This window comes from Kitasatospora dryopteridis (assembly GCF_050749075.1).
Taxonomy (GTDB): Bacteria; Actinomycetota; Actinomycetes; order Streptomycetales; family Streptomycetaceae; genus Kitasatospora.
The window spans coordinates 3914687-3936061 of the sequence record NZ_CP192749.1 but is presented as its reverse complement, the minus strand read 5'-3'; the positions used below and the strand labels follow the sequence as shown (position 1 = coordinate 3936061).

Sequence of the window (21375 nt, the reverse complement as noted above, 5' to 3'; positions counted from 1 at the left end):
GTCCGCGACGCCCTGAGGAGCGCGAGAGGCGCAGTCCTCCGTCCGGGCACCGCGGCTGCCGCAGGCCAGTGACCCGTACGGGTGCCAGGGCCCCTGCTGTGCCGGTCAGACCGGATCGTGGAGCTGGACGAGGGCATGGGTGCCCGCGGTGCGCCAGGCCGGGTGGACGGTGTCCAGGCGGGCGACGGTGGCGGGGGCCAGGCCGACGGCGACGTCGGACTTCAGGGTGCGCAGGGCGGCGACCGCGGAGGGGAAGTGTCCTGCCACCTCGGCGAACGGGGTGGTCGGCGGCCAGTGGCGGTCGCCCACCAGGCGGCGGTAGTTGAGATCGCCCTTGAGGACCGTCACGGCTGCGCCGGCGAGTTCGGCGCGGAGGTCGTCGGGCATGTCGCGGTAGGGCAGCGGCGCGCAGAAGAACGGGTGCGTCCCGATCCGCAGGGCGCCGCTCTCCATCGCCTGCCAGAGGCGGTCTCCCACCGCCCGGGCGGGGGCGGGGGCGGCCGTCCGGAGGCGGTCGACCGTGGCGAGGACGTCCGCCATGGTGGCGTCGGAGACGAAGTACGGCCGGGGCTTCACGTACAGGACGACCCGGGCCGTCCGGACCTCGGCGAGGAGGTGGTCGACGAGGACGAGGTCGGGCAGCAGTTCCCGGCCGGCGTTGTCGGCGACGACGCAGACCGTACGGCCCCGGGCCCGGTCCAGTGCGGCCAGGAGTGCGGGGGTGTCGTCGGCGACGAGGCCGGCGGCCGCCTCTCCGGCGGACTCGGCGGTCATCCGGAAGCTGAGGTCGGCGCGGTTGCCCCAGAGTGCGGAGGACAGCAGGGCCCGGGCCCGCGGCCCCGCGGGCAGGCCGGCGAGTTCGCCGAGGGCGGCGAGTTCCCCGTCCACCGCCTCGCCGGCCAGCTCGGCGTCCTTGAAGGGTGCGAAGGGGTCGATGCCCTGCCAGGGCCCCGGCCTGAAGTACCCGGTGGCGTCGAGCAGCCGTCGGTAGAACCAGCTCTCCGCCCACAGGAAGGGCGCCTCGCGCCACGGTCGGCCCCACAGGCCGGCGCCCCACGCCAGCCAGTCGGCGTGGTCGTGGGCGTCGTCGCCGGGACGCTCCAGGACGCCGCCGGTGCTCTCCGCGAGCAGCCGTTCCACCGCGGCCCGCTCGGCCGGCCCGTACGGCCGCACCGCCAGCACCTGCCGGACGAGTTCGGGGTGCCGCTCGTGGAAGACGCCCCACGGGAACGATCCCGGGACGTTGATGCGGATCACGGGTGCGGTCGGCACGTGCGGGGCCCGTCCCTCGGTCGTCGGCGGCGGTCGGACGGCCGGCGGCAGCGGGCCGGCGGCGCTGCCGACAGTAGAGCAGACCGCCCGCGCGGCGACGCCCCCGCGCCGACCGCCCCGCGTCAACCGGGCGACGCCCTGGCCTCGATCGTGTGACGATGGCGGGATGGTGACGGACGATCGGCCGGACTCGGCGGCCGGCTACCGCGAGGACGCGGCGGCGCTGGCGGTGCAGTACGAGAGCGTGGGCTTCGAGGAGGTGCACGCCCAGGTGCTGCACCTGGTGCCGGAGCGGCCCGGCCGGGTGCTGGACGTCGGTGCGGGGACGGGGCGGGACGCGGCGGCGCTGGCGGCACGCGGCCACCGCGTGCTGGCGGTCGACCCCACCGTCGAGCTGCGGGTGCACCGGGGCTTCCCGTGGCTGGCCGACTCGCTGCCCGAACTGCCCAACACGAACGGCGAGTTCGAGCTCATCCTGGTGACCGCGGTGTGGATGCACCTGGACCGGCCGGAGCGCGAGCGCGGGATGCGGCGGATCGCGCAGCTGCTCGCCCCCGGCGGGCGGGTGCTCATGCTGCTGCGGAGCGGGCCGGTGCCGGCCGGTCGGCGGATGTTCGACGTCGGGCCGGACGAGACCGCGGCCCTGGCCGCCGCCTGCGGCCTGGCCGAGGTGCACCGCAGCGAGCGCGCCGACGCCCACGGCCGGGCCGGCGTCGTCTGGACACACCTCGCCCTCGAGGCGCCGAAATGAGCGGCCTCGGCCGCCCCGCGCGCGTACGGTGAGGCGCAGACAGGGCCCGAGACCACCGCACCGGCACTGGAGCACCCGGGATGACCCGACAGCTGATCACCAGCGCGCTTCCGTACATCAACGGGATCAAGCACCTGGGCAACATGGTCGGGTCGATGCTCCCGGCGGACGTGTACGCGCGCTACCTGCGCCGGCGCGGCCACGAGGTGCTGTACATCTGCGCCACCGACGAGCACGGCACCCCGGCCGAGCTGGCCGCCCAGGAGGCCGGCCTGCCCGTTGCCGAGTTCTGCGCCCGGGCGCACGAGCAGCAGCGGGCGGTCTACGAGGGGTTCCGGCTCACCTTCGACCACTTCGGCCGCAGCTCCTCCGCGCAGAACCGGGAGATCACCCAGCAGATCGCCCGCGAGCTGCACGCCAACGGCTTCGTCGAGAAGCGGTCCGTCCGGCAGGTGTACTCGGTCGCCGACGGCCGCTTCCTGCCGGACCGGTACATCGTCGGCACCTGCCCGTACTGCGGCTACGACCGGGCCCGCGGCGACCAGTGCGAGAACTGCACCCGCGTCCTCGACCCGACCGACCTGCTGGAGCCGCGGTCCGCGATCAGCGGCAGCACCGACCTGGAGGTCCGGGAGACCGAGCACCTGTTCCTGCTGCAGTCGGCACTGACCGGCGAGGTCGAGCGGTGGCTGGCCGACCGGGCCGGCGGCTGGCCCGTCCTGGCCTCCTCGATCGCCCGGAAGTGGCTGGCCGAGGGACTGCAGGACCGCTCGATCACCCGCGACCTGGAGTGGGGCGTGCCGGTGCCGGCCGACGTCTGGCCCGAGCTGGCGGCCGAGGGCAAGGTGTTCTACGTCTGGTTCGACGCCCCGATCGAGTACATCGGCGCCACCAAGGAGTGGGCCGACGCCGCTCCCACGGGCGAGGTCCGCGACTGGAAGTCCTGGTGGTACGAGGCCGACGACACCGTCCGGTACACCCAGTTCATGGCCAAGGACAACGTCCCGTTCCACACGGTGATGTTCCCCGCCACACTGCTCGGCTCGCGCCGGCCGTGGAAGAAGGTCGACCACGTCAAGGCCTTCAACTGGCTGACGTACTACGGCGGCAAGTTCTCCACCAGCCAACAGGTCGGCATCTTCACCGACACCGCACTGGAGCTGCTGCCGGCGGACTACTGGCGCTGGTTCCTGATGGCGCACGCCCCCGAGTCCGACGACTCCAGCTTCACCTGGGACCTCTTCGCCGCCGTGGTCAACAAGGACCTCGCCGACACCTTCGGCAACTTCGTCAACCGCGTGCTGTCCTTCAGCCGCAAGCGGTTCGGCGGAGAGGTGCCGGCCGGCGGCACGCCCGGCGACGCCGAGCGGCGCCTCGGCGCCCGGGCCGCCGAACTGCTCGCCGAGTACGAGGCCCACCTGGACGCGCTGAACTTCCGCAAGGCCGTGCAGAGCCTGCGCGCACTGTGGAGCGCCGGCAACTCCTACCTGGACGAGAAGGCGCCGTGGCTCCAGGTGAGGACCGATCCGGAGGGGGCCGCGCTCACCCTGCGCACGGCGATGAACCTGATGTTCCTCCACGCGGTCGTCTCCGAGCCGTTCGTCCCGACCGCGAGCCGGGCCGTCCGGGAGGCCTTCGCCCTCGCCGACGACGCGCCCGCCCGAACGCAGACCTGGGTGGACGCCGAGCAGGCCGGGGCCCTGGAGCTGGTGCCCGCCGGCACGCCGTTCACCGTCCCGCCGGTCCTCTTCGCCAAGGTCGCCGACGAGGACCTGGCCGCCTGGTCCGCCCGCTTCGGCGGCGGGCCCGAACGGGCGACGGGCAGCACCCCGCTCGGGTAGGGTGGCCGTCGTTCCGGGCAGGAACCGATCGAGGAGGTGGGACCCATCAACGCAGGTGCAGGCAGGGTGCCCTCCTCGTACGGCCGGACGGCCCGACCGCTGTAGCGGTCGCCGGGGGCGCCCTTCGGAAGTTCCCGAAAGGCTCCCGTGTCGCTCTCCCGTTCGCTCCACGACTTCCCGTCCCTCGTCCTGCGGCTGCGCGCCGCCGGCTGCGTCTTCGCCGAGGACGAGGCGGAACTGCTCCTCTCCACGGCCGGCTCGGCGGCCGAACTCGACGCCATGGTGGACCGGCGTGCCGCCGGCCTCCCGTTGGAACACGTCCTCGGCTGGGCGGAGTTCTGCGGCCTGCGGGTCGCCGTGGACCCCGGCGTCTTCGTACCGCGCCGCCGCACCGAGTTCCTGGTCGGCCGCGCCGCCGGACTGGCCGGCCCCGCACCCGTGGTGCTCGACCTGTGCTGCGGCGCCGGAGCCGTCGGGGCGGCCCTGGCCGCGGCCCTCGGCGGGGCGGCCGAACTGCACGCCGCCGACATCGACCCGGCTGCGGTGCGCTGCGCCCGCCGCAACCTGGCCGCGGCCGGCGGCACCGTGTACCAGGGAGACCTGTACACGCCGCTGCCCGAGGCCCTCCGCGGCCGGGTGGACGTACTGGTCGCCAACGCCCCCTACGTGCCGAGCGCGGCCATCGGCCTGCTGCCCGCCGAGGCCCGCGACCACGAACCGCTGGTCGCCCTCGACGGCGGGGCGGACGGCCTCGACGTGCAGCGCCGGGTGATCGCCGACGCACCCGCCTGGCTGGCACCCGGCGGCCACCTCCTGGTGGAGACCAGCGACCGCCAGGCGCCGCGCACCCTAGCGGCCTTCGCCGCGGCCGGGCTGGAGGCCCGGACCGCGGAGTGCGAGGACCTGGACGCCACCGTCGTCGTCGGCCGGCGGCGACCGTAGGCAGGACTCCGGAGGCGCGTGGGTGCCCCAAGGGACGCCGGGGGCACCCACATGCCTCAGGAGGCGCCGGTGATCAGGCCGAGGCGGCCGTCGAAGCGGCGGTACAGCACGCGGCCGCGGCCGTCGGCGGGGCGGGCGTAGAAGAGGAAGGGCAGTTCCGCGCCCACCAGTCGCTCGACGGCCTGCTCATCGGCGAGCAGCGGTGCGCTGTGCGGGCTGACGGTCAGCGGGGCCGCGGTGTTGCGCGGCGGGGCTGCGGCGATCGTCCGGGCGAGCCGGTAGCCGGTCGGGCCGACCCGGAAGACGACTGCGTCGGTCTCGGTGGCCGGGTCGGTGAACAGGTGGATGCGGTAGTCCATCGCGTCCAGCGTGCGGGCCGCAGCGTCGGGCGAACACCACACCAGAGAGGGCGACTTGACCCGGGCGATCGGCGGCGGACCGTCCGCGGGACGGATCGGCGGCGCGGGCGTGCGGTTCGGCTGCGGCCAGGCGCGGGGCGTCCAGGTGCCGGTGACGGAGGTGATCCGGCGGCGCAGCCCGTCCGCGAGGCGGTCGAGCGCCTCGCCGACGCCGCGGGCCGTCTCCTGCACCCTGATCCGCCGTCCGTCGACCTCGGCGTTGACCTGGGCGAGCCCGGCCGGGGAGAGCCGGACCCGCAGGGATTCCACGAGCGCGTTGGCGCAGTCCGCTGCGGCTGCGATCCGGGTACGGGCCTCGTCGAGCATCTCGCGCGGGACTCCGTCGAAGCCCTGAACGGTGATCGCCTCGGTCATGGACCGCTCCTCCTGCCGGTTCTGGTGTCTGCCTGCACCCCTCCTCTACCCAACTCCGGGCCGCGGCCCGCGCACAGGGCCGAACGGCCCGGCCGGAGGACCGCGGATGCGGTCACGGGCGGCTCCGGGCCGCGGTGACGGCGAGGACGGTGCCGAGTGCCGCGGCGGCCGCAGCGCAGGCGGCGACCGCGGGCGCCGGGACGGGGTGCGCCCGGCCCGCGGCGAGCAGGACGGCGGTGGCGACGGAGGCCGCGGCGCTGCCCGCCACCAGCCATCCGAGCAGTGCGGCGCGGGGCCGGACGGTCGGCACCGGCCGCGCCCCGGCCGGGCGGACGGCGGCCCACCGGCGGGCCTCCTCCCGCTGTTCGGCCCGGCGGCGCACTGCGGCAGCGAGCCGGAGCGCGCCGGCCGCGAGCGCGCCGCCGGCCGTGGTGGAGAGCGCCCAGCGGCCGGGCACGGGGGTGAGCAGCAGGGCGCTCGCCGCGGCCGTGCCGAGCCACCAGGTCAGGCAGGCGAGGGCGGCCAGGCGGGTGGAGTGCGGCCGGTCGTCGCCCGCCCGCAGGTCGGCGAGGGCCGGGAGGTACCAGACGCAGCCGGCCGCGGTGACCGCGGCGGCGCCGACGGCCGGAACGGTGTGGCTCATGGCTTCTCCTTGCCGCTGTGCGGCGGTCCGGCGGGGTGGGTGGGGTCGGGGCGGACCGTTCCCGCCCCGGCGGGGGAGTAGCAGGGGCGGGAACGGCGTTCGGTGGTGTCGCCGGCGCCGGGTCAGCCCTCGGAGCGGGGCCGCCGCGGCTGCGGGGTGTCGTACTCCGCGGGGACGACCCCGGCCAGGTGCTTGGCGGGTTCGCCGTGGTTCTCCAGGTGGTCGCGGGCGGCGATCTCCGGGTGGTGCAGCTCGAAGGCCGGGGATTCGGAGCGGATGCGCGGCAGGGTGAGGAAGTTGTGCCGCGGCGGCGGGCAGGACGTCGCCCACTCCAGCGAGCGGCCCCAGCCCCACGGGTCGTCCTCGGTCACCTTCTCGCCGTACTTGGCGGTCTTCCAGACGTTGTAGAGGAACGGCAGGATCGACAGGCCGAGCAGGAAGGAGCCCACGGTCGACACGGTGTTGAGGGTGGTGAAGCCGTCCGAGGCGAGGTAGTCGGCGTAGCGGCGGGGCATGCCCTCGGCGCCGAGCCAGTGCTGGACCAGGAAGGTCGTGTGGAAGCCGACGGTGAGCGTCCAGAAGGTGATCTTGCCGAGCCGCTCGTCGAGCATCTTGCCGGTCATCTTCGGCCACCAGAAGTGGAAGCCGGCGAACATCGCGTACACCACCGTGCCGAACAGCGTGTAGTGGAAGTGGGCGACGACGAAGTACGAGTCGGAGACGTGGAAGTCGATCGGCGGCGCGGCGAGGAGCACCCCGGTGAGGCCGCCGAACAGGAAGGTGACCAGGAATCCGGTCGTCCAGAGCATCGGGGTCTCGAAGCTCAGCGAGCCCTTCCACATGGTGCCGACCCAGTTGAAGAACTTCACGCCGGTCGGCACCGCGATCAGGAAGGTCATGAACGAGAAGAAGGGCAGCAGCACCTGCCCGGTCACGTACATGTGGTGGGCCCAGACGGTGACCGACAGGCCGGCGATGGCGATGGTGGCGGCGATCAGGCCCGAGTAGCCGAACATCGGCTTGCGGCTGAAGACCGGGATGACCTCGGAGACTATGCCGAAGAACGGCAGCGCCAGGATGTACACCTCGGGGTGCCCGAAGAACCAGAACAGGTGCTGCCACAGCATGGCGCCGCCGCTCGCCGGGTCGAAGACGTGCGAGCCGAACTTGCGGTCGCACTCCAGGGCGAGCAGTGCCGCCGCCAGCACCGGGAAGACGATCAGCACCAGGACGGCCGTGAGCAGCACGTTCCAGACGAAGATCGACATCCGGAACATCGTCATGCCGGGGGCGCGCATGCAGATGATGGTGGTGATGAAGTTGACCGCGCCGAGGATGCTGCCGAAGCCGGACAGCGTCACGCCCATGATCCACATGTCGGCGCCGACGCCGGGGGAGTGGACGGCGTCCGAGAGCGGCGCATAGAGGAACCAGCCGAAGTCGGCGGCGCCCTGCGGGGTGGCGAAGCCGGCCGCCGCGATCAGCGAGCCGAACAGGAACAACCAGTACGACAGCATGTTGAGCCGCGGGAAGGCGACGTCGGGGGCGCCGATCTGCAGCGGCATGATCCAGTTGGCGAAGCCGGTGAACAGCGGCATCGCGAACAGCAGCAGCATGATCGAGCCGTGCATGGTGAAGGCCTGGTTGAACTGCTCGTTGGAGAGCAACTGCGCACCGGGACGGGCCAGTTCGGCGCGCATCACCAGTGCGAGCACACCGCCGACCAGGAAGAAGCCGAACGCCGACCACAGGTACAGCGACCCGATCGTCTTGTGGTCGGTCGTGGTCAGCCACCGCACCAGTACCGCCCCGGGCCGCCGCCGCGGGGCCGGGCTCCCGACCCCTTCCTGTGTCGCCTCGATGGCAGCCACCGGACGCCTCCTCACTCGCTCGCCGAACCTCGTACTGCCGCGCGGGCGTACGGGAGGGGAGCACGCGCACGGGCGCCGCTCCCGGCTCCGGCCGGCGGCGATCCATGCTCTGCGGCGGCGGGGCAGGCGCCCCAGGGCCGTTGGTCCCCGCGCCGCCGGGTCCACCGTCCCCGGCCCGGGGCCGGTCGACCGGGCCCAACGGACCGCCGCCGAAAGCAAACGGGCACCCCTCAGGGGTGCCCGATGTCGATCCGGTGCGGCCGGGGTCAGCGGCGGGTGGCGGGTGCCTTGGCGGCGGGAACCTGGGTGGCGAGCACCGCGGCCTGGACGCGGCGCTCCACGCCGAGCTTGGCGAGCAGCCGGGAGACGTGGTTCTTGACGGTCTTCTCCGCCAGGTAGAGCCGCTCGCCGATCTGCCGGTTGGTCAGCCCCTCGCCGACGAGCGCCAGGATCTGCACCTCGCGCTCGGTCAGTGCGGGCAGCGGGGACGGCTGCGGAATCGAGGTCTCGCCGCGCAGGCGGGCCATCAGGCGGCCGGTGGCACCCGGGTCGAGCAGCGACTGGCCTGCGGCCACCGTGCGGACGGCGGAGACCAGGTCGGTGCCGGTGATCTGCTTGAGCACGTAGCCGGAGGCGCCGGCCATGATGGCGTCGAGCAGCGCCTCCTCGTCGTCGAAGGAGGTCAGCATCAGGCAGGCCAGCTCCGGCATCCGGGAGCGCAGCTCGCGGCAGACCGAGACGCCGTCGCCGTCCGGCAGGCGCACGTCGAGCACGGCGACGTGGGGCCGCAGCGCGGGCACCCGGGCGAGGGCCTGTTCGGCGGTGGCGGCCTCCCCCACGACGGTCAGACCGGGTTCGGAGTCGAGGAGGTCCTGTACGCCCCGGCGGACCACTTCGTGGTCGTCGAGCAGGAAGACCCGCACGGGATCCTCGGCACCCGTCCGTACCGTGCCGTCGAGCATGGCACAACTCCTTCCCCGGCCCTTCCACCGCGGAGGGGCCACCGCATTCTGTCCGGCCGCCGAGGACCGCGGACAGGGCCGTCCGGCCCTAATCGGACTGTCGGCCGGCCGTGGTCCTGCTTGCGGCGGGCGGTGCGCGGGCCGAGATTGGGAGACGGAGTCCGCCGCGGCCGTCGCGGCGGCGCGGAGCCGAGGAGGGCCGGGATGGCGGTTCTCGTGGAGGTCGACCTGCTGGGGGCGACCGCCGAACAGTACGAGGAGTTCCACGAGCGGCTGGCCCGGGAGGACGGCATCTTCGCCGGCTGTCTGGCCCATGTCGCCGCGGTGACCGGTGACGGCATCCGGGTGGTCGACCTGTGGGACTCCGAGGAGTCGATGAACCGCTTCGCCGAACGGATGCGGGCAGTGGGGCTGTCGGTGCCCGACGTCTCCTACACGGTCTCCGCGGTGCACCGCTACGACCTGTCCCCGCAGGGCTGACTACGGGAACCACCAGGGGCACACGGGCAACCACCAGGGGCACCTCGTGCCCCTGGTGGTTGTCGGCTAGGCCGGGCAGGTGAGGGCGAGGCGGATGGCGTCGGCGAGGCCCTGGCGGTGGCCCTCGCGGAACTCCTTGCCGCGGGCGGCCAGCAGCGACACCGTCCAGTGCATCCTCGGCACGCCCGGGATCGGCGCCAGGCTCGCGCCGTACGGCTGGGCGGCGAGGCCGGTCGGCAGCATCGCGCAGCCCAGCCCGGCCTGGACGGTGGCGTGCACCCCGTCCATCGAGCCGAGTTCCAGGCTCTCCGGCGTCTCGCCGCCCCGCAGCCGCAGGAACTCCGGCAGCCAGCGCTGCGAGGGGCAGTCCGGGTCGGCCACCACGACCTGGTGGCAGGAGAGCGGGGGACGGGCCGCGGCGCTCGTGCTGGGAGTGAACTCCAGGTCCTGGACGGCGATCTCGGTGGGCGCCTCGGGCCGCTCGCGGACGGCCGAGGCGCGCTCGGCGAGCAGTGCGGTACGGGCCCGGGCGCCGGCACGGCCGGGGGCCGCGGTGAGTGCGGCGACGGGGGCGGCGGCGCGGTGGTCGCGGCCGGTCAGCAGGATGGCGCCGTCCAGGCCGCCCGCGCGCAGGGCCGCGTGGATCTCGGCGGTGCCCATCACGCGCAGCGCGAGCTGTACACCGGGGAGCAGGCGGCGGCCGAACTGGGCGATCCTGGCGAGCTGTTCGCCGTAGGCGAGGGCCGGGACGAGGCCGACCTTCAGCCGTGGCACGGTGGCCGAGGGGCCGCGCAGGGCGTGCTCCATCTCGTCCACCAGGGTGAGTAGTTGGCCCGCGTATCCGCGGAGGGTGGAGCCCGCCGGGGTGAGCCGGACCCCGTTCGGCAGGCGGTGGAAGACGGGGGCGCCGACCTGTCTCTCCAGGGCGCGCATCTGCGCGGTCACGCTCGACTGCGAGTAGCCCAGCCGGTGGGCGGCGCTGGTGAACGAGCCGGTTCTGATGACCTCGCAGAACGTTCTCAGGGTCTTGACGTCGATGTCCACTGCTGCTGCTCCCGCATGCCGCCCGTGTGGTGCCGGTGTGGTGGTGGGTGGGCGGCCGCCGGCGGGCGGCGGGGGCGTCCGGAGTGCTGTCTCCGGGCGCCCCGCGACCGCGGCGGCCGTCAGGCCAGGGTGTGGGCGTCGACCAGCGGGAAGTCGAGCTCCGGCTCGGCGACGTGGTTGAAGTAGTTGGACAGCACGTTCAGGGCGACGTGGCCGACGATCTCGGCGATCTCGGCGTCGGTGACGCCGGCCGCGCGGGCCTCGGCGAGGGCCGTGTCGGAGACCCGGCCGCCGCTGGCCATGATCTCGCCGGTCAGCTTGAGCACCTGGTCCATGTGCGGGTCGGCGTCGGTGCCGCGGCGGGTGTCGAGCAGCTGGCCCTCGCTCAGGCCGACCTTGCCGCCGCGCATGGTGTGCGCGGAGACGCAGTAGGTGCAGCTGTTGCGCTGGGCGATGAACAGGGCGAGCTGCTCGCGCTGCTTGGTGCTGAAGGTGCCGCCGACCAGTGCCTCGCGCATCGCCAGGTAACCGCGGAGCGCGGCAGGGCCGTTGGCGAGTGCCGCGTACAGGTTCGGGACCTTGCCGAGCTGCTTGAGGGTGCTCTCCAGCAGTTCGCGCTGCTCCTCGTCGGCGGTCTCGGTGGTGAGCTGGGGCAGACGGGACATGGGTCTCTCCTCGGTTGCGGCAGAGATGGAACCGATCGGTACCAAACAGCTAGGACGGTACCGATCGGTTCCGTCTTCCGTCAACGCCCATCGAAAAATCAGAACCGAGTGGTACCGTTTTCGGATGCCGAGCAATGCGAGAGAACGACTCCTCGCCGCCGCGGAGCGGCTGTTCTACGAGGAGGGCATCCGCGCGGTCGGGGTCGAGCGCATCCTGAGCGAGTCCGGCGTCGGCCGTGCGTCCTTCTACCGGCACTTCCCGAGCAAGGACGACCTCGTCGTCGAGGTGCTCCGGCGCCGCGACGCCGCCTGGCGCACCTGGCTGGCCGACACCGTCCGGGCCAGCCCCCGCGGCACCGGCGAGCTCCCGCTCGCCCTCTTCGACGGCCTCGCCGAGCGCTTCGCCGCCGACGACTTCCGCGGCTGCGCCTTCATCAACACCATGGTGGAGGAGGCCGATCCGGCCAGCCCCGCCCACCAGGTGGCCGCCGAGCACAAGCAGAAGGTGATCGAGTACCTGGACGGGCTGCTCGCCGCCGGCGGCTACCGCGGCCACCGCGACCTCGCCGGACAGCTCGCCCTGCTGGGCGACGGCGCCATCATCACCGCACTCCGCGAACGCACCCCGGACGCCGCCCCGCGCGCCCGCGCCGTCGCCGAGGCACTGCTCGCCACCGCCGACCGCGGCACGGCACCGCAGGGCTGACGGGCCGCCCCGGGAGAGCCCGGAGCCGCGGACGGCCGACCGGCATCCGGTCAGCCGTCCGCGAACCGTGCGGCCAGCTCCGCACGGCGCACCTTCCCGGACCGGGTCCGCGGCAGCTCCGCCGCGAACTCCAGCCCGCGCGGCACGAACATGGGGGCGAGCCGCTCGGCCGCCCGGGCCAGCAACTCCCCGCGCAGCCGGGCCGCCGCCGCCCCGCTCGGCGGCTCCCCGCGGGTCGCGACCACCGCGTACGGCACCAGCCCGCCGGCCGGGTCCGGGCGGGGCACCACCGCCGCGTCCGCCACCTCCGGGTGCCCGCGCAGGACCGCCTCGACCTCCACCGGCGACACCCGGTGCCCGTACGACTTGAACACCTCGTCCAGCCGCCCGAGCAGCCGGATCGAGCCGTCCGCGCAGACCTCGCCGACGTCGCCGGTGCGGTACAGGCCGCCGGCCAGCGCCGCGGCGGTGCGCTCCGGGTCGTCCGCGTAGCCGGCCATCAGGCCGACCGGCCGTTCCGCGAGGTCCAGGCAGACCTCGCCGGCCGCGCCGAGCTCACCGGTCGCCGGGTCGCGCAGCACCACCCGGTAGCCGGGCAGCGGGTGGCCGAGCGGCGAGAGCGGCGCAGGGTCGTCCGGGGTGCGGCCGATCAGCGCGGTGGCCTCGGTCTGCCCGTAGCCGTCCCGGACCTGTACGTGCCAGGCGGCGGCGACCGCGGCCGACACCTCGGCGGTCAGCGGCTCGCCGGCCGCGGTGGCCTCGCGCAGCCGTACGGCCGACCGGGTGCGGTGCAGGTGCGGCAGCATCGCCCGCCAGGCGCTCGGCGGGCCGCAGAAGCTGTCCACGCCGTGGTCGGCGAGCACGCCGGGCAGCACCTCGGGCGCCAGGCCGCCGTCGGGCGGGGCGAGCACCGCGGCCTCGGCCGTCCACGGCACGAAGAAGCTGCTCCAGGAGTGCTTCGCCCAGCCCGGCGCGGACAGGTTGAGGTGCAGGTCGCCCGGGCGCAGGCCGTTCCAGTACAGGCTGGACAGGTGGCCGACCGGGTAGCTGGCATGGGTGTGCTCGACCAGCTTCGGCAGCGAGGTGGTGCCGGAGGTGAAGTAGCAGAACGCCGGGTCGGCCGCGGGCGTCGGGCCGTCCGGCAGGAACGGCACCTGCACCGAGCGGGTGTCCGGGTAGGCCGTCCAGCCCGGTGCCGGACGGTCGGTGAGGGCGATCCGCAGGCCCGGCACCGGCAGCCCGTCGAGCAGCGCGGCCGCCTCCTCGGCGCAGAGCACGTGCCGGATGCGGCCGCGGCCGATCCGGTCGGCGGCCTCCTCCCGGGTCACGTCCTGGTACGAGGGCACCACCACCGCGCCGAGCTTGAGGCAGCCGAGCAGGCTCTCCCACAGCTCGGCCCGGGTGCCGAGGAGCAGCAGGACGCGGTCCCCGCGGCGCACCCCGAGTCCGGCCAGCGCGACCGCCAGGGTGTCGGAGCGGGCCGAGAGCTCGGCGAAGGACAGTTCCTCGGCGATCCGCGTCCGGCCGTCCGCGCCGGCCGGCGACAGCAGCCGCAGGGCGGTCCGCGGATTGCCCGCGGCCACCACGTCGAACCACTCCAGCGCCCAGTTGAACTCCCGGGCGCGCGGCGGCCGGAAGGACTCGCAGGCTGTCGCACGGTCGCCGCGCAGCCGGATCAGCAGGTCGCGGGCGGCCCGGTACTCCTCGTGCGCGGCGGTCCGCCGGTGGCGCCACCAGCCTTCGTCCAGGCGCCCGTTCACCGGCCGGCCCGCCCGGTCAGCGCGGGCTCGGCCGCGGTCTGCGGTGCCGCGTCGGCGAGCAGCGCCTCGGCGATCGCGTCGGCGTCCCGGGTGAACGCGCCCCAGGGGCCCGGCCGGCCGCTGCCGACCTGGGTGAACCAGCGGGTGTGCTCGCTCGGGATGCCCAGCACGAACATGGTCCGCTCGATCCCGCCGTCCGCCCGCACCGGGTGGAACGGCGAGTCGGTGGTGGCCATCCCGCCGGTGTCGAACGCGCCGCCCGCCCAGGAGTTGACGAAGGTGCGGATCACGCCGTCGGCCAGCAGCCCGCGAATCAGCGGGTCCCGGTCCGAGCGCAGGTCGGTGCCCGGCACCCGGGCGTCGACCAGCGCGTCCAGCCGCACCCGCGAGTCCTCGACCTGGCCGGACTCCACGGTGAAGCAGCCCAGGTCGCGGTCGGCCCGGAACCGGGCCGCCGGACCGACCGGCTCCAGGACGCGGGCCGCCAGCAGCGCCAGGAACTGCTCGGAGCGCATCGCCGGCGGCCCGGTGGAGATCACCGCGGCGGCCGGGTTGAAGTCGGCGAGGAACCGGCGGTGCGAGTCCGGGGTCAGCCCGGCGAAGTCCACCACCGAGCGGATCGTCGCCCGGACGTCGCGCAGCACGTCGCCGGCCGCCTTGACCGGCCCGTCGACATTGCCCCGCAGCGCCTCGGCGAGGTCCTCGCGCAGCCAGGCGGCGAGGTCCCGGCGGTACTCGGCGGGCGAGGCGAACCGCCGCCCGGCGAACGGCCGGGCCAGGCGCCACAGCGCGGCCAGCGGTTCCCCGGCCGGGCCGAAGCCCTCCGCCAGCACGGCCAGCGCGGCCGGGCTGGGCGGCTCCTCCCGGAAGGTCGCCGCCGCCAGGTCGGCGAACTCCTGCTCGGCGTCCGGCCCGGCGGCGTGCCGCAGCCGGGTGCCCAGCAGGACGAGGTTCATCTCCGCCAGCAGCCAGGGCAGCACCTGCGACTGGAAGTCCAGCGGCCCGGCGGCCCGCAGGGCGGCCATCCGCTCAGGAGTGAACAGCCTGGCCCGGTAGCGGAATTCGGCGCTCTTCTGGTTCCGCCCGCGGGTCAGCAGCGGGATGCCGCTGCGCGAGGCGGGGACGATCCGCGGCTCCCGGCCGCTCGGCAGGTAGCGCAGGCCGCCGCCCTCGGCGGGCACGAACCGACCGCCGCGGCCCAGCGTCAGCGCCGCCACCACGTCGTAGAAGGTCAGCCCCATGCCGAGGACGCCCACCGCGGCACCCGGCGGGATCGCGTCCAGCGGCATCTCCGCGGCCGAGTCGCCGACCACGTACCGCACCGGCGGGTGCGCCTCGGCGAAGGCCTGCCACTCCCGCTGCTGCTCGTCGAGCTCGTTGGTGGGGTGGCCGGAGGCCAGTACCAGCCGGTCCACGGTGAGCACGTCGCCGCGGTCCAGCCGGACCCGGTGCACGGGCTCGCCGGTGCCGTCCTCGGCGGGGCCGCGGTCGGCGGTGAGCGCCCGGGCCTTCACCGGACGGATGGTCAGCCCCGGCACCCGGGCGTCCAGCACCAGGCCCAGCACGAACCGCAGGTACCGGCCGTAGACCACGCGCGGGGCGTAGCCGTCCGGTTCGGCGTTCTCCGGGTCGGCGACGGCCCACCACTCGGCGAGGTCGGGGCCGGCGCCGGGCCGCGCCGGGCCGCCGTCGGACGGCCCGGAGAACATGGTGACCTCGCGCGCCGGGGTGTTCATCAGGAACCACGGGGACTGCTCCGGCCGCCAGATCCGGCCGGCGCCGATGCAGTACGGGTCCACCGCGGTGACCTCCACCGGCCGCTCCGGCGGCTGCTCGGCGCAGCGGGCCACCAGCCGCTCCAGGATGGACAGTCCGCGCGGTCCGCCGCCGATCAGGCCGATCCGCAGCGGCGCCGGCTCGGCCGGCACCGCCTCCGGCTCCGGCGCCTGCCGGGCGGCCTCGCGGTCGTGCTGCTCGGCGACCCGGCGGAGCATGCCGGACAGCCGCCCGGAGGTCATCGCCCCGGAGCGGCCGACGGTGGCCAGCAGCGGCATGGCGCCGACCTCGGACCAGCGCAGCCGCCCGTCGTCGCCGATCGTGCCGCGGGCCGCGCCCCGGTTGTCGGGGTGCAGGCAGTACGGGATGTCGAGGATGCCGCGGTGGAAGGCGCGCAGCAGGGCGGTGCCGACGTCGTCCGACAGCGACAGCACCGCGGTGATCAGCGCACGGGCCTCCAGCAGCACCTCGGTGGCCTCGGCGGGGGTCTCGCGCGGGGCGTCCGCCAGGTCGCGACGGGCGCGCCGGGCCTGCGCGGCGGCGGCCCGCAGCGCGGTGAGGTTCTCGGCGACGGTGGGGATGCGGTGCGCCTCGGCGCCGGTCTTGACGATCAGGCGCTCCGCGCCGCCGCGGACGGCCAGTTCGGCGCTGCGCTTCAGCAGCAGGCCCGCACCGGCGGTGCTGCGCGGGAAGACGCCCATGTAGGTGTAGAGCACGACGTGCCGGTCGACGGTGGGCGGCAGCAGCTCCTCGGCGAGCAGGCGGAGGGCGGCGAGCGCCTCGACGTCCTGCTGCGGGCTGGTCTGCTGGGCGTAGCTGAGCGAGACGCTGGTCATGCCGTTCTGGGCGAAGAACAGGCACTCCAGGACGGACATCGCCACCAGCAGGGAGGGCGGGCAGAGCTGCCCGAGCAGGCAGCCGCCGAAGGACTCCAGGTGGGCGCGGACACCGTTGGCCCGGCTCTCCTCGGCGAGGAAACGGGTGGCCTCCCGCCAGGCCGCGACGGATTCGGCGAGCGGGGTGCGCCCGTACGGCAGGCAGTACGAGACCGGGCCGCCCTCGCTGGTGCCGAGGCCGGCGGCGGCCATGGTGCGGAAGATCGCCCGCGGGTCGGCGGAGCCGTGCCGCACCTGCACGGGGGTGTGGCGGCCCGCGGCGGCGGCGACCTTGGCGGTGGTGCGCGGGCCGTGGCCGACCAGCGGGAAGCCGTTGAGCGGCTTGCCGGCCCGGACGGCGACGACGGCGGCGCTGTGGTCGCCGACCCGGGTGTAGCTGTCCAGGGTGATGGTGGCGACGGTGCGTTCGGCGAGGCCCGCGACGGCGGTCAGGCCGGCCGCCATCTCACTGGGGACGGCCATGCCCATGCGGGGCTGGACGACGAGTTCGCCGGCGTTGGCGGCGGCGCGGACGTAGGCGCCGAGGTCCGGTGGGGAGGCGGGTGAGCGGGTCACGCGGCGGCCCGCTCGGTACAGGTGGCGGGCAGCTGGGCGAGGTAGGCGAGCAGCACGTCGGGGCGGGTGCCGTCGGGGTGCACCCGGTCGAAGCCGGCCGCGAGGAGTTCGGCCGTCCGCTGCTCGGCGCCCTCCGGGGAGATGCCCAGCAGGCCGCCGATGACCAGCGGGATGTCCCGGGTGGTGCGCTCGTCGCGCAGCGCGCGGGCGGCCCGCAGCCCGTCCAGGTGGCCGTGGCCGTTGACCGAGCTGAACACCACCAGGTCGGGACGGGTCAGCTGCGCGGTGTCGACGAGCAGCTGCTCCGGCACGCAGGGGCCGAGGTTGAGCACCGAGTGGCCGTTCTCCTCCAGCAGCAGCTGCAGGTGGACGAGGTTCCAGGTGTGCGCGTCGGAGGAACCCGTGGTGAGCAGCACACGGCGGCTCTCGGCGGGCTCCGGGGCGGCGGCAGCGGCGGGGCGCAGCGGGTACGGCGTCAGGGTTCGGGAAGGCGACATGGCTACTCCTCGGGTGGCGTCGGTGCGTGGCCTGGCAGCGGTGCCGGGCGCCTCGGCGGCGGCCGGCGCCCGTCGTGCGGCGGCCGGGTACCGGGTCGCGGTGTCGGTCGCGGCCCGGTACCCGGCGGCGGGTGGACGGCGGGTCAGCTCGCGGCGCCCGCGCCCACGCCGGTGGTGATCTCTTCGGGCTCCGGGGTGCGGGCCGAGGCCGGGCGGGCCCGGACGGCGAGCACGGTGCACCCCTCGGCGCTGGACATCTGGTGCCGGGTGCCGGGGTCCTCGACGACGAGGTCGCCGCGGTGGAAGCGGCGGCCGTCGCTGTGGTCGAGCACGCCGTCGAGGACGAGCATCAGCTCGTGGCCGAGGTGTTCGTGGAAGTCGCCGTGCGCGCCGGGCGGGAAGCGCAGCAGCAGGGCCGCGGAGTCCTCGCCCTGCTCCGCGTCGGGCCCCCACAGGACGACGAACTCGACTCCCACGCGGCCGGGTTCGGTCCACGGCACCCAGGGCAGGTCGGTCTGGTCGAAGCCGTTGCGCAGCACGTCGCGCATCACGGTCACGTCAGGCATGGGCCACCTCCGAGGTACGGACGACGCCCCAGGGCAGCGGCCCGGAGACGATCGGGGCGCCGATCAGGGAGCCGAACTCCCGCCAGGCGCCGTCGTAGTTGGCGACGCCGGGGCGTCCGAGCAGCTCGTTCAGGACGAACCAGCTGTGCGCGGACCGCCAGCCGATCCGGCAGTAGACGACGGTCGGTGCGTCCTTGTCGAGCTGGCTGTAGAGCGCCTCCAGCTCCTCCTCGTCGCGGAAGGTGCCGTCCGGGCGGACGGTCGCGCTCCACGGGATGTGCTGGGCGGACTCGGCGTGGCCGGGCCGCACGCCCTGGTCGTCGGGGACGCCGGGCGGGGCGGTGCGCTCGCCGAGGTACTCCTCCAGGGAGCGGCAGTCGACCAGGTTGATCGAGCCGATGCCGTTGATGACGGTGTCGCGGTGGGCGCGCAGCGACTCGTCGAACGGCCGGACGGGGTACTCGACCGGCGTCCGGACCGGGGCCTCGACGGTGAGGTCGCCGCCGAGCGCCTCCCAGCGGGCCCGGCCGCCGTCCAGCAGCCGCAGTTCGCGGTGGCCGTGCAGCCGGAACTGCCAGAACCCGGCCGCGGCCCACCAGTTGCTGTTGCCGCTGTAGAACACGACGGTGTCGTCCGGGCCGATGCCGTGCCGGCCGAGCAGGGCGGCGAACGCCTCCGGGCCGACGAGGTCGCGGCGGACGCGGTCCTGCAGGTCGGTCGTCCAGTCGAGGCTGACCGCCCCGGGTATCCGGCCGCCCGGGTTGGGGCCCCCGTCGGTGATCTCCACGAGGACGACGCCCTCGTCGGAGCCGTGGGCCCTGACCCAGTCGCAGTCGACCAGGACGTTGTCGCGGTCCATCGTTTCTTCCCTCCTGTCGCTGAGCCGGGCGTACCGGCGGCCCGCGGCCGCCGGTACGCCGGTTGCGGTCACCACCAGTAGGTGGGGTACTTGCCGATCGCGCCGATCCGGGAGGCCAGCAGGCCGACCAGGACCAGCAGGACGCTGCCCGCCGCGAGCAGCAGCAGGAAGCGCACCGGGGCCGGGTGCTGGACGACGACCAGCACGGCGGTGGCGGCGGCCGGGGCGTGGACGGCGCGCAGCACGCCCATCAGTCCGACCGAGAGGCCTGCGGCGACCGAGGCCGTCCACAGCGAGTGGCCGGCGACGGCGGCGGCCGCGTAGCCGATCAGGGCCGAGCCGAGCTGGCCGATCAGCACGCCGCGCGGCTGGGCCGGCGGCAGCGCAGGGCTGGCGCAGATGATCATTGCGGTGGCGGCCAGCGGGGCGATCAGCAGCAGTGAGCCGGTGGCCTCGCCGATCGCCGCCAGCACCAGCAGCGACACGATCGTGGTGAGCGTGCCGGCCACCGTGGCCCGGGTCCCGGCGAACGCCGGGGCGCGGCCGCCGAGGCCCCCGCCGGACGTCCCGGCCGGGGCGGGCGCGGACGGCCGGTTGACGGTCTGGTTCGTCATGGTGTGTCAGCTCCCGTGGGTGCAGCGTCAGTTGTGCTGACCGTGGGCGAGTTCCACGGTCTTGCGGTGCACAACGCGGCCGATCTTGTGGCCCATCTCCAGGCCCGGTCCGTTGTCGAAGCTCCAGTGCATGCCGCCGTAGACGCGGGAGATGCCGGCCTGCTCGGCCGCGGCGGTGAAGGTGGGCCAGGACAGCGTGACGTCCACGGCCGGGGTCAGGCCGGGCTCGACGGTCGAGGTGCCGGCCTTGAACACGAAGGAGTCGCCGAAGGAGTCGCTGCCCGTCCAGCGCCGCAGGAACTCGGCGGCCGCGCCGGAGAAGGTGGAGTGCCCGGACACGGTGGCGGGGAAGCCCGGCACCGCCACGTAGGCCCGCCAGTGCACGCCGTCCATGGTGACGGTGCCCTGGCCGGGGCCGCCCCAGGAACGGATCTGCCGGCCGCGCTGGTCGTACGGGACCAGGGTGGACGGGCGGGCGAAGTCGTACTGCCGCTTGACCGCCCAGGAGCCGATCGCGGCGTCGCACTCGGCCATGTTGAGGCCGAAGAACAGCGGCACGTCCTCGTCGATGCCGTAGCCGTCGCGGGCCGAGACGAAGCGGCCCCACATCTGCTGGGCGCCGGGCGGGGTGACGTCGTTGTTCAGCCAGAACTCGGCGATCGCCTTGCGCTCGTCGTTGAGACCGGCGCTGACCTCCAGCAACTCCTCGACCGCGTCCGACATCCGGGTGGACGGGTAGGCGGGCGGTGCCGGCACGGTGAACTGGTCCGGGCGGCTCAGCGCGAACGGCTTCGTCACGGAGAACTGCGGGGTCAGGAACTTCTGGGTCTTCCCGCCGACGATCAGCGGGGTCCAGTGCTCGGGCGCGGTGACCAGGCCGGGGTCGAAGGCGGCGATCGACTGCGGCTGGTTGAGCGCGGTGTATCCGGTGGTGTCGGCGTAGCCACCGCCCTGGTTGGCGCCGTCCTGGTGGCGGAAGTCGAGCACGGCCCGGGCGGTGCGGCGGCCGATGCCCGCCGGGGTGTCGGGGCCGGCCTGGGCGTCCGGCTCGTAGCCGAGGCTGCGCAGGAAGGAGTCCGCGGCGGCGGCCTGGTTGGGGAAGAGGTCGCGCATCGCCAGGTGCGCGGCGTAGCTGACGGCCTCGTTCTTGTTGGCCAGGGTGCGCTCGCGGCGGGGACGGCGCAGCGAACCGCCGAACCGGGTGCCGACCGCACAGGAGTCGTAACAGGCCCAGGCGTCGAATATGGCGTTGTGGATGACGGCCAGCGCCCGCGCGTTGATGGTGGCGGGGCCGAACACCGTGCCGGCCAGCCGGTACTCGGTCATGATGGCGTCCATCACGGCCTGGTTCCAGCGCACGACGACGCTGACCTGGTGCGCGCCGGGCGCGCGGTGCCCGGTGCGGGTCTCGGCGGCCCAGGCGGTGGCCGGCAGTGCGAGCGCGCCGGCTGCGCCGAGTCCGGCGGCGATGACCCGGCGGCGGGTGGTGTCTCGGGTGGTGAGGGGCAGGGTCATCGGTGTCGTTCCTTCTCGCGTGCGGGCCGACGGCCGGGGAAGCGGCTTTGTGCGGAAGGTATGTGACGGTTCGTGGCATGAACGTTGCAGCGGCATTGCACCGTGTTGCAGCGAGGCTGACGGCGCCCCGTCAAACATTTGTGCGGACACCGATCGATGCTGCTCAGGCGTTCGGCCCGGCCGCAGCGGTCGATCGGCTTCTTCTATGGCTCCCATGCAATGCGGCGATGGCGCTCGCTGCCGCCGACCGGCGGTGGTTAGCGTGGAAATCAGGCCGCCCGACCACAGGGAGCGGATCGACCAGCGGCACCGGGCACGGCACTGCAGCGCGGACGACACCGCGGCGAAGCGCCGGTCCCCGGCGCCGCGACGCCACGGGCACCGCCT

At 74.6% G+C, this 21375-nt stretch carries 19 protein-coding genes; 5 read left to right on the top strand and 14 right to left on the bottom strand.

What is annotated here, in order from left to right:
* Positions 1-105 precede the first annotated feature (105 nt).
* Positions 106-1272 carry a damage-control phosphatase ARMT1 family protein gene (locus tag ACQ614_RS17955; RefSeq protein ID WP_431679565.1) on the bottom strand — a complete coding sequence of 389 codons (1167 nt, stop codon included), beginning with the start codon at positions 1270-1272 and terminating at the stop codon, positions 106-108.
* Between the two features lie 166 nt (positions 1273-1438).
* On the opposite strand from ACQ614_RS17955, the gene ACQ614_RS17950 reads away from it, so the two are divergent.
* From ACQ614_RS17950 to ACQ614_RS17940, 3 genes are all read left to right on the top strand, one after another.
* A complete protein-coding gene (locus ACQ614_RS17950) occupies positions 1439-2023 on the top strand; it encodes a class I SAM-dependent methyltransferase (protein ID WP_431679564.1) in 585 nt (194 codons plus the stop codon).
* A gap of 80 nt (positions 2024-2103) precedes the next feature.
* Positions 2104-3864 carry a methionine--tRNA ligase gene (metG, locus tag ACQ614_RS17945; protein WP_431679563.1) on the top strand — a complete coding sequence of 587 codons (1761 nt, stop codon included), beginning with the start codon at positions 2104-2106 and terminating at the stop codon, positions 3862-3864.
* A gap of 147 nt (positions 3865-4011) precedes the next feature.
* Positions 4012-4806 carry a putative protein N(5)-glutamine methyltransferase gene (locus tag ACQ614_RS17940; RefSeq protein ID WP_431679562.1) on the top strand — a complete coding sequence of 265 codons (795 nt, stop codon included), beginning with the start codon at positions 4012-4014 and terminating at the stop codon, positions 4804-4806.
* Between the two features lie 56 nt (positions 4807-4862).
* On the opposite strand, the gene ACQ614_RS17935 is transcribed toward ACQ614_RS17940, so the two are convergent.
* The 4 genes from ACQ614_RS17935 to ACQ614_RS17920 form a co-directional block, all read right to left on the bottom strand.
* Positions 4863-5579 carry a sigma 54 modulation/S30EA ribosomal C-terminal domain-containing protein gene (locus tag ACQ614_RS17935; protein WP_431679561.1) on the bottom strand — a complete coding sequence of 239 codons (717 nt, stop codon included), beginning with the start codon at positions 5577-5579 and terminating at the stop codon, positions 4863-4865.
* 112 nt (positions 5580-5691) lie between these two features.
* Positions 5692-6222: a hypothetical protein gene (locus ACQ614_RS17930; protein ID WP_431679560.1), complete on the bottom strand. Its 531-nt coding sequence runs from the start codon at positions 6220-6222 to the stop codon at positions 5692-5694.
* 122 nt (positions 6223-6344) lie between these two features.
* Complete coding sequence (gene ctaD / locus ACQ614_RS17925) at positions 6345-8093, bottom strand: aa3-type cytochrome oxidase subunit I (RefSeq protein WP_431679559.1); 1749 nt, start codon at positions 8091-8093, stop codon at positions 6345-6347.
* 266 nt (positions 8094-8359) lie between these two features.
* Positions 8360-9055: a response regulator gene (locus ACQ614_RS17920; RefSeq protein ID WP_431679558.1), complete on the bottom strand. Its 696-nt coding sequence runs from the start codon at positions 9053-9055 to the stop codon at positions 8360-8362.
* Between the two features lie 204 nt (positions 9056-9259).
* Here ACQ614_RS17920 and ACQ614_RS17915 point away from each other — a divergent pair, with 204 nt between their 5' ends.
* Positions 9260-9535 carry a hypothetical protein gene (locus ACQ614_RS17915; protein ID WP_431679557.1) on the top strand — a complete coding sequence of 92 codons (276 nt, stop codon included), beginning with the start codon at positions 9260-9262 and terminating at the stop codon, positions 9533-9535.
* 66 nt (positions 9536-9601) lie between these two features.
* Here the strand turns inward: ACQ614_RS17915 and ACQ614_RS17910 are convergent, their stop codons facing one another.
* On the bottom strand, positions 9602-10579 hold the full coding sequence (locus tag ACQ614_RS17910) for a LysR family transcriptional regulator (protein ID WP_363500411.1): 978 nt from the start codon (positions 10577-10579) through the stop codon (positions 9602-9604).
* Between the two features lie 119 nt (positions 10580-10698).
* Positions 10699-11244 (bottom strand): carboxymuconolactone decarboxylase family protein, encoded by a 546-nt coding sequence (locus ACQ614_RS17905; RefSeq protein WP_363500414.1) that lies wholly within the window; start codon positions 11242-11244, stop codon positions 10699-10701.
* A gap of 124 nt (positions 11245-11368) precedes the next feature.
* Between ACQ614_RS17905 and ACQ614_RS17900 the strand changes: the two genes are divergently transcribed.
* Positions 11369-11950, top strand: a complete 582-nt coding sequence (locus ACQ614_RS17900) for a TetR/AcrR family transcriptional regulator (RefSeq protein ID WP_431679556.1) — start codon at positions 11369-11371, stop codon at positions 11948-11950.
* Positions 11951-12000: 50 nt separating this feature from the next.
* On the opposite strand, the gene ACQ614_RS17895 is transcribed toward ACQ614_RS17900, so the two are convergent.
* The 7 genes from ACQ614_RS17895 to ACQ614_RS17865 all read right to left on the bottom strand — a co-directional run bounded on the left by ACQ614_RS17895 (position 12001) and on the right by ACQ614_RS17865 (position 20988).
* A complete protein-coding gene (locus ACQ614_RS17895; RefSeq protein WP_431679555.1) occupies positions 12001-13710 on the bottom strand; it encodes an AMP-binding protein in 1710 nt (569 codons plus the stop codon).
* Positions 13707-16937 (bottom strand): FAD/NAD(P)-binding protein, encoded by a 3231-nt coding sequence (locus ACQ614_RS17890; protein WP_431679554.1) that lies wholly within the window; start codon positions 16935-16937, stop codon positions 13707-13709. Before ACQ614_RS17890 ends, ACQ614_RS17895 begins: the two co-directional genes overlap by 4 nt.
* Positions 16934-17434: a cobalamin B12-binding domain-containing protein gene (locus ACQ614_RS17885; protein WP_431679553.1), complete on the bottom strand. Its 501-nt coding sequence runs from the start codon at positions 17432-17434 to the stop codon at positions 16934-16936. Before ACQ614_RS17885 ends, ACQ614_RS17890 begins: the two co-directional genes overlap by 4 nt.
* Positions 17435-17577: 143 nt before the next feature.
* Positions 17578-18000: a cupin domain-containing protein gene (locus tag ACQ614_RS17880; RefSeq protein WP_431679552.1), complete on the bottom strand. Its 423-nt coding sequence runs from the start codon at positions 17998-18000 to the stop codon at positions 17578-17580.
* Positions 17993-18859: a sulfurtransferase gene (locus ACQ614_RS17875; RefSeq protein WP_431679551.1), complete on the bottom strand. Its 867-nt coding sequence runs from the start codon at positions 18857-18859 to the stop codon at positions 17993-17995. Before ACQ614_RS17875 ends, ACQ614_RS17880 begins: the two co-directional genes overlap by 8 nt.
* 68 nt (positions 18860-18927) lie before the next feature.
* On the bottom strand, positions 18928-19473 hold the full coding sequence (locus ACQ614_RS17870) for an HPP family protein (RefSeq protein ID WP_431679550.1): 546 nt from the start codon (positions 19471-19473) through the stop codon (positions 18928-18930).
* Between the two features lie 27 nt (positions 19474-19500).
* Entirely contained in the window at positions 19501-20988 is a 1488-nt protein-coding gene (locus ACQ614_RS17865; protein ID WP_431679549.1) for a vanadium-dependent haloperoxidase, read from the bottom strand.
* Positions 20989-21375: the final 387 nt, after the last annotated feature.

Excerpts from the sequence above, each read along its gene's own strand:
- ACQ614_RS17935 (WP_431679561.1), bottom strand. The coding sequence starts at position 5,579 with ATGACCGAGGCGATCACCGTTCAGGGCTTCGACGGAGTCCCGCGCGAG.
- ACQ614_RS17905 (WP_363500414.1), bottom strand. The coding sequence starts at position 11,244 with ATGTCCCGTCTGCCCCAGCTCACCACCGAGACCGCCGACGAGGAGCAG.
- ACQ614_RS17885 (WP_431679553.1), bottom strand. The coding sequence starts at position 17,434 with ATGTCGCCTTCCCGAACCCTGACGCCGTACCCGCTGCGCCCCGCCGCT.
- ACQ614_RS17915 (WP_431679557.1), top strand. The coding sequence starts at position 9,260 with ATGGCGGTTCTCGTGGAGGTCGACCTGCTGGGGGCGACCGCCGAACAG.
- ACQ614_RS17900 (WP_431679556.1), top strand. The coding sequence starts at position 11,369 with ATGCCGAGCAATGCGAGAGAACGACTCCTCGCCGCCGCGGAGCGGCTG.
- ACQ614_RS17875 (WP_431679551.1), bottom strand. The coding sequence starts at position 18,859 with ATGGACCGCGACAACGTCCTGGTCGACTGCGACTGGGTCAGGGCCCAC.
- metG (WP_431679563.1), top strand. The coding sequence starts at position 2,104 with ATGACCCGACAGCTGATCACCAGCGCGCTTCCGTACATCAACGGGATC.
- ACQ614_RS17880 (WP_431679552.1), bottom strand. The coding sequence starts at position 18,000 with ATGCCTGACGTGACCGTGATGCGCGACGTGCTGCGCAACGGCTTCGAC.
- ACQ614_RS17920 (WP_431679558.1), bottom strand. The coding sequence starts at position 9,055 with ATGCTCGACGGCACGGTACGGACGGGTGCCGAGGATCCCGTGCGGGTC.
- ACQ614_RS17930 (WP_431679560.1), bottom strand. The coding sequence starts at position 6,222 with ATGAGCCACACCGTTCCGGCCGTCGGCGCCGCCGCGGTCACCGCGGCC.
- ACQ614_RS17870 (WP_431679550.1), bottom strand. The coding sequence starts at position 19,473 with ATGACGAACCAGACCGTCAACCGGCCGTCCGCGCCCGCCCCGGCCGGG.
- ACQ614_RS17950 (WP_431679564.1), top strand. The coding sequence starts at position 1,439 with ATGGTGACGGACGATCGGCCGGACTCGGCGGCCGGCTACCGCGAGGAC.
- ACQ614_RS17865 (WP_431679549.1), bottom strand. The coding sequence starts at position 20,988 with ATGACCCTGCCCCTCACCACCCGAGACACCACCCGCCGCCGGGTCATC.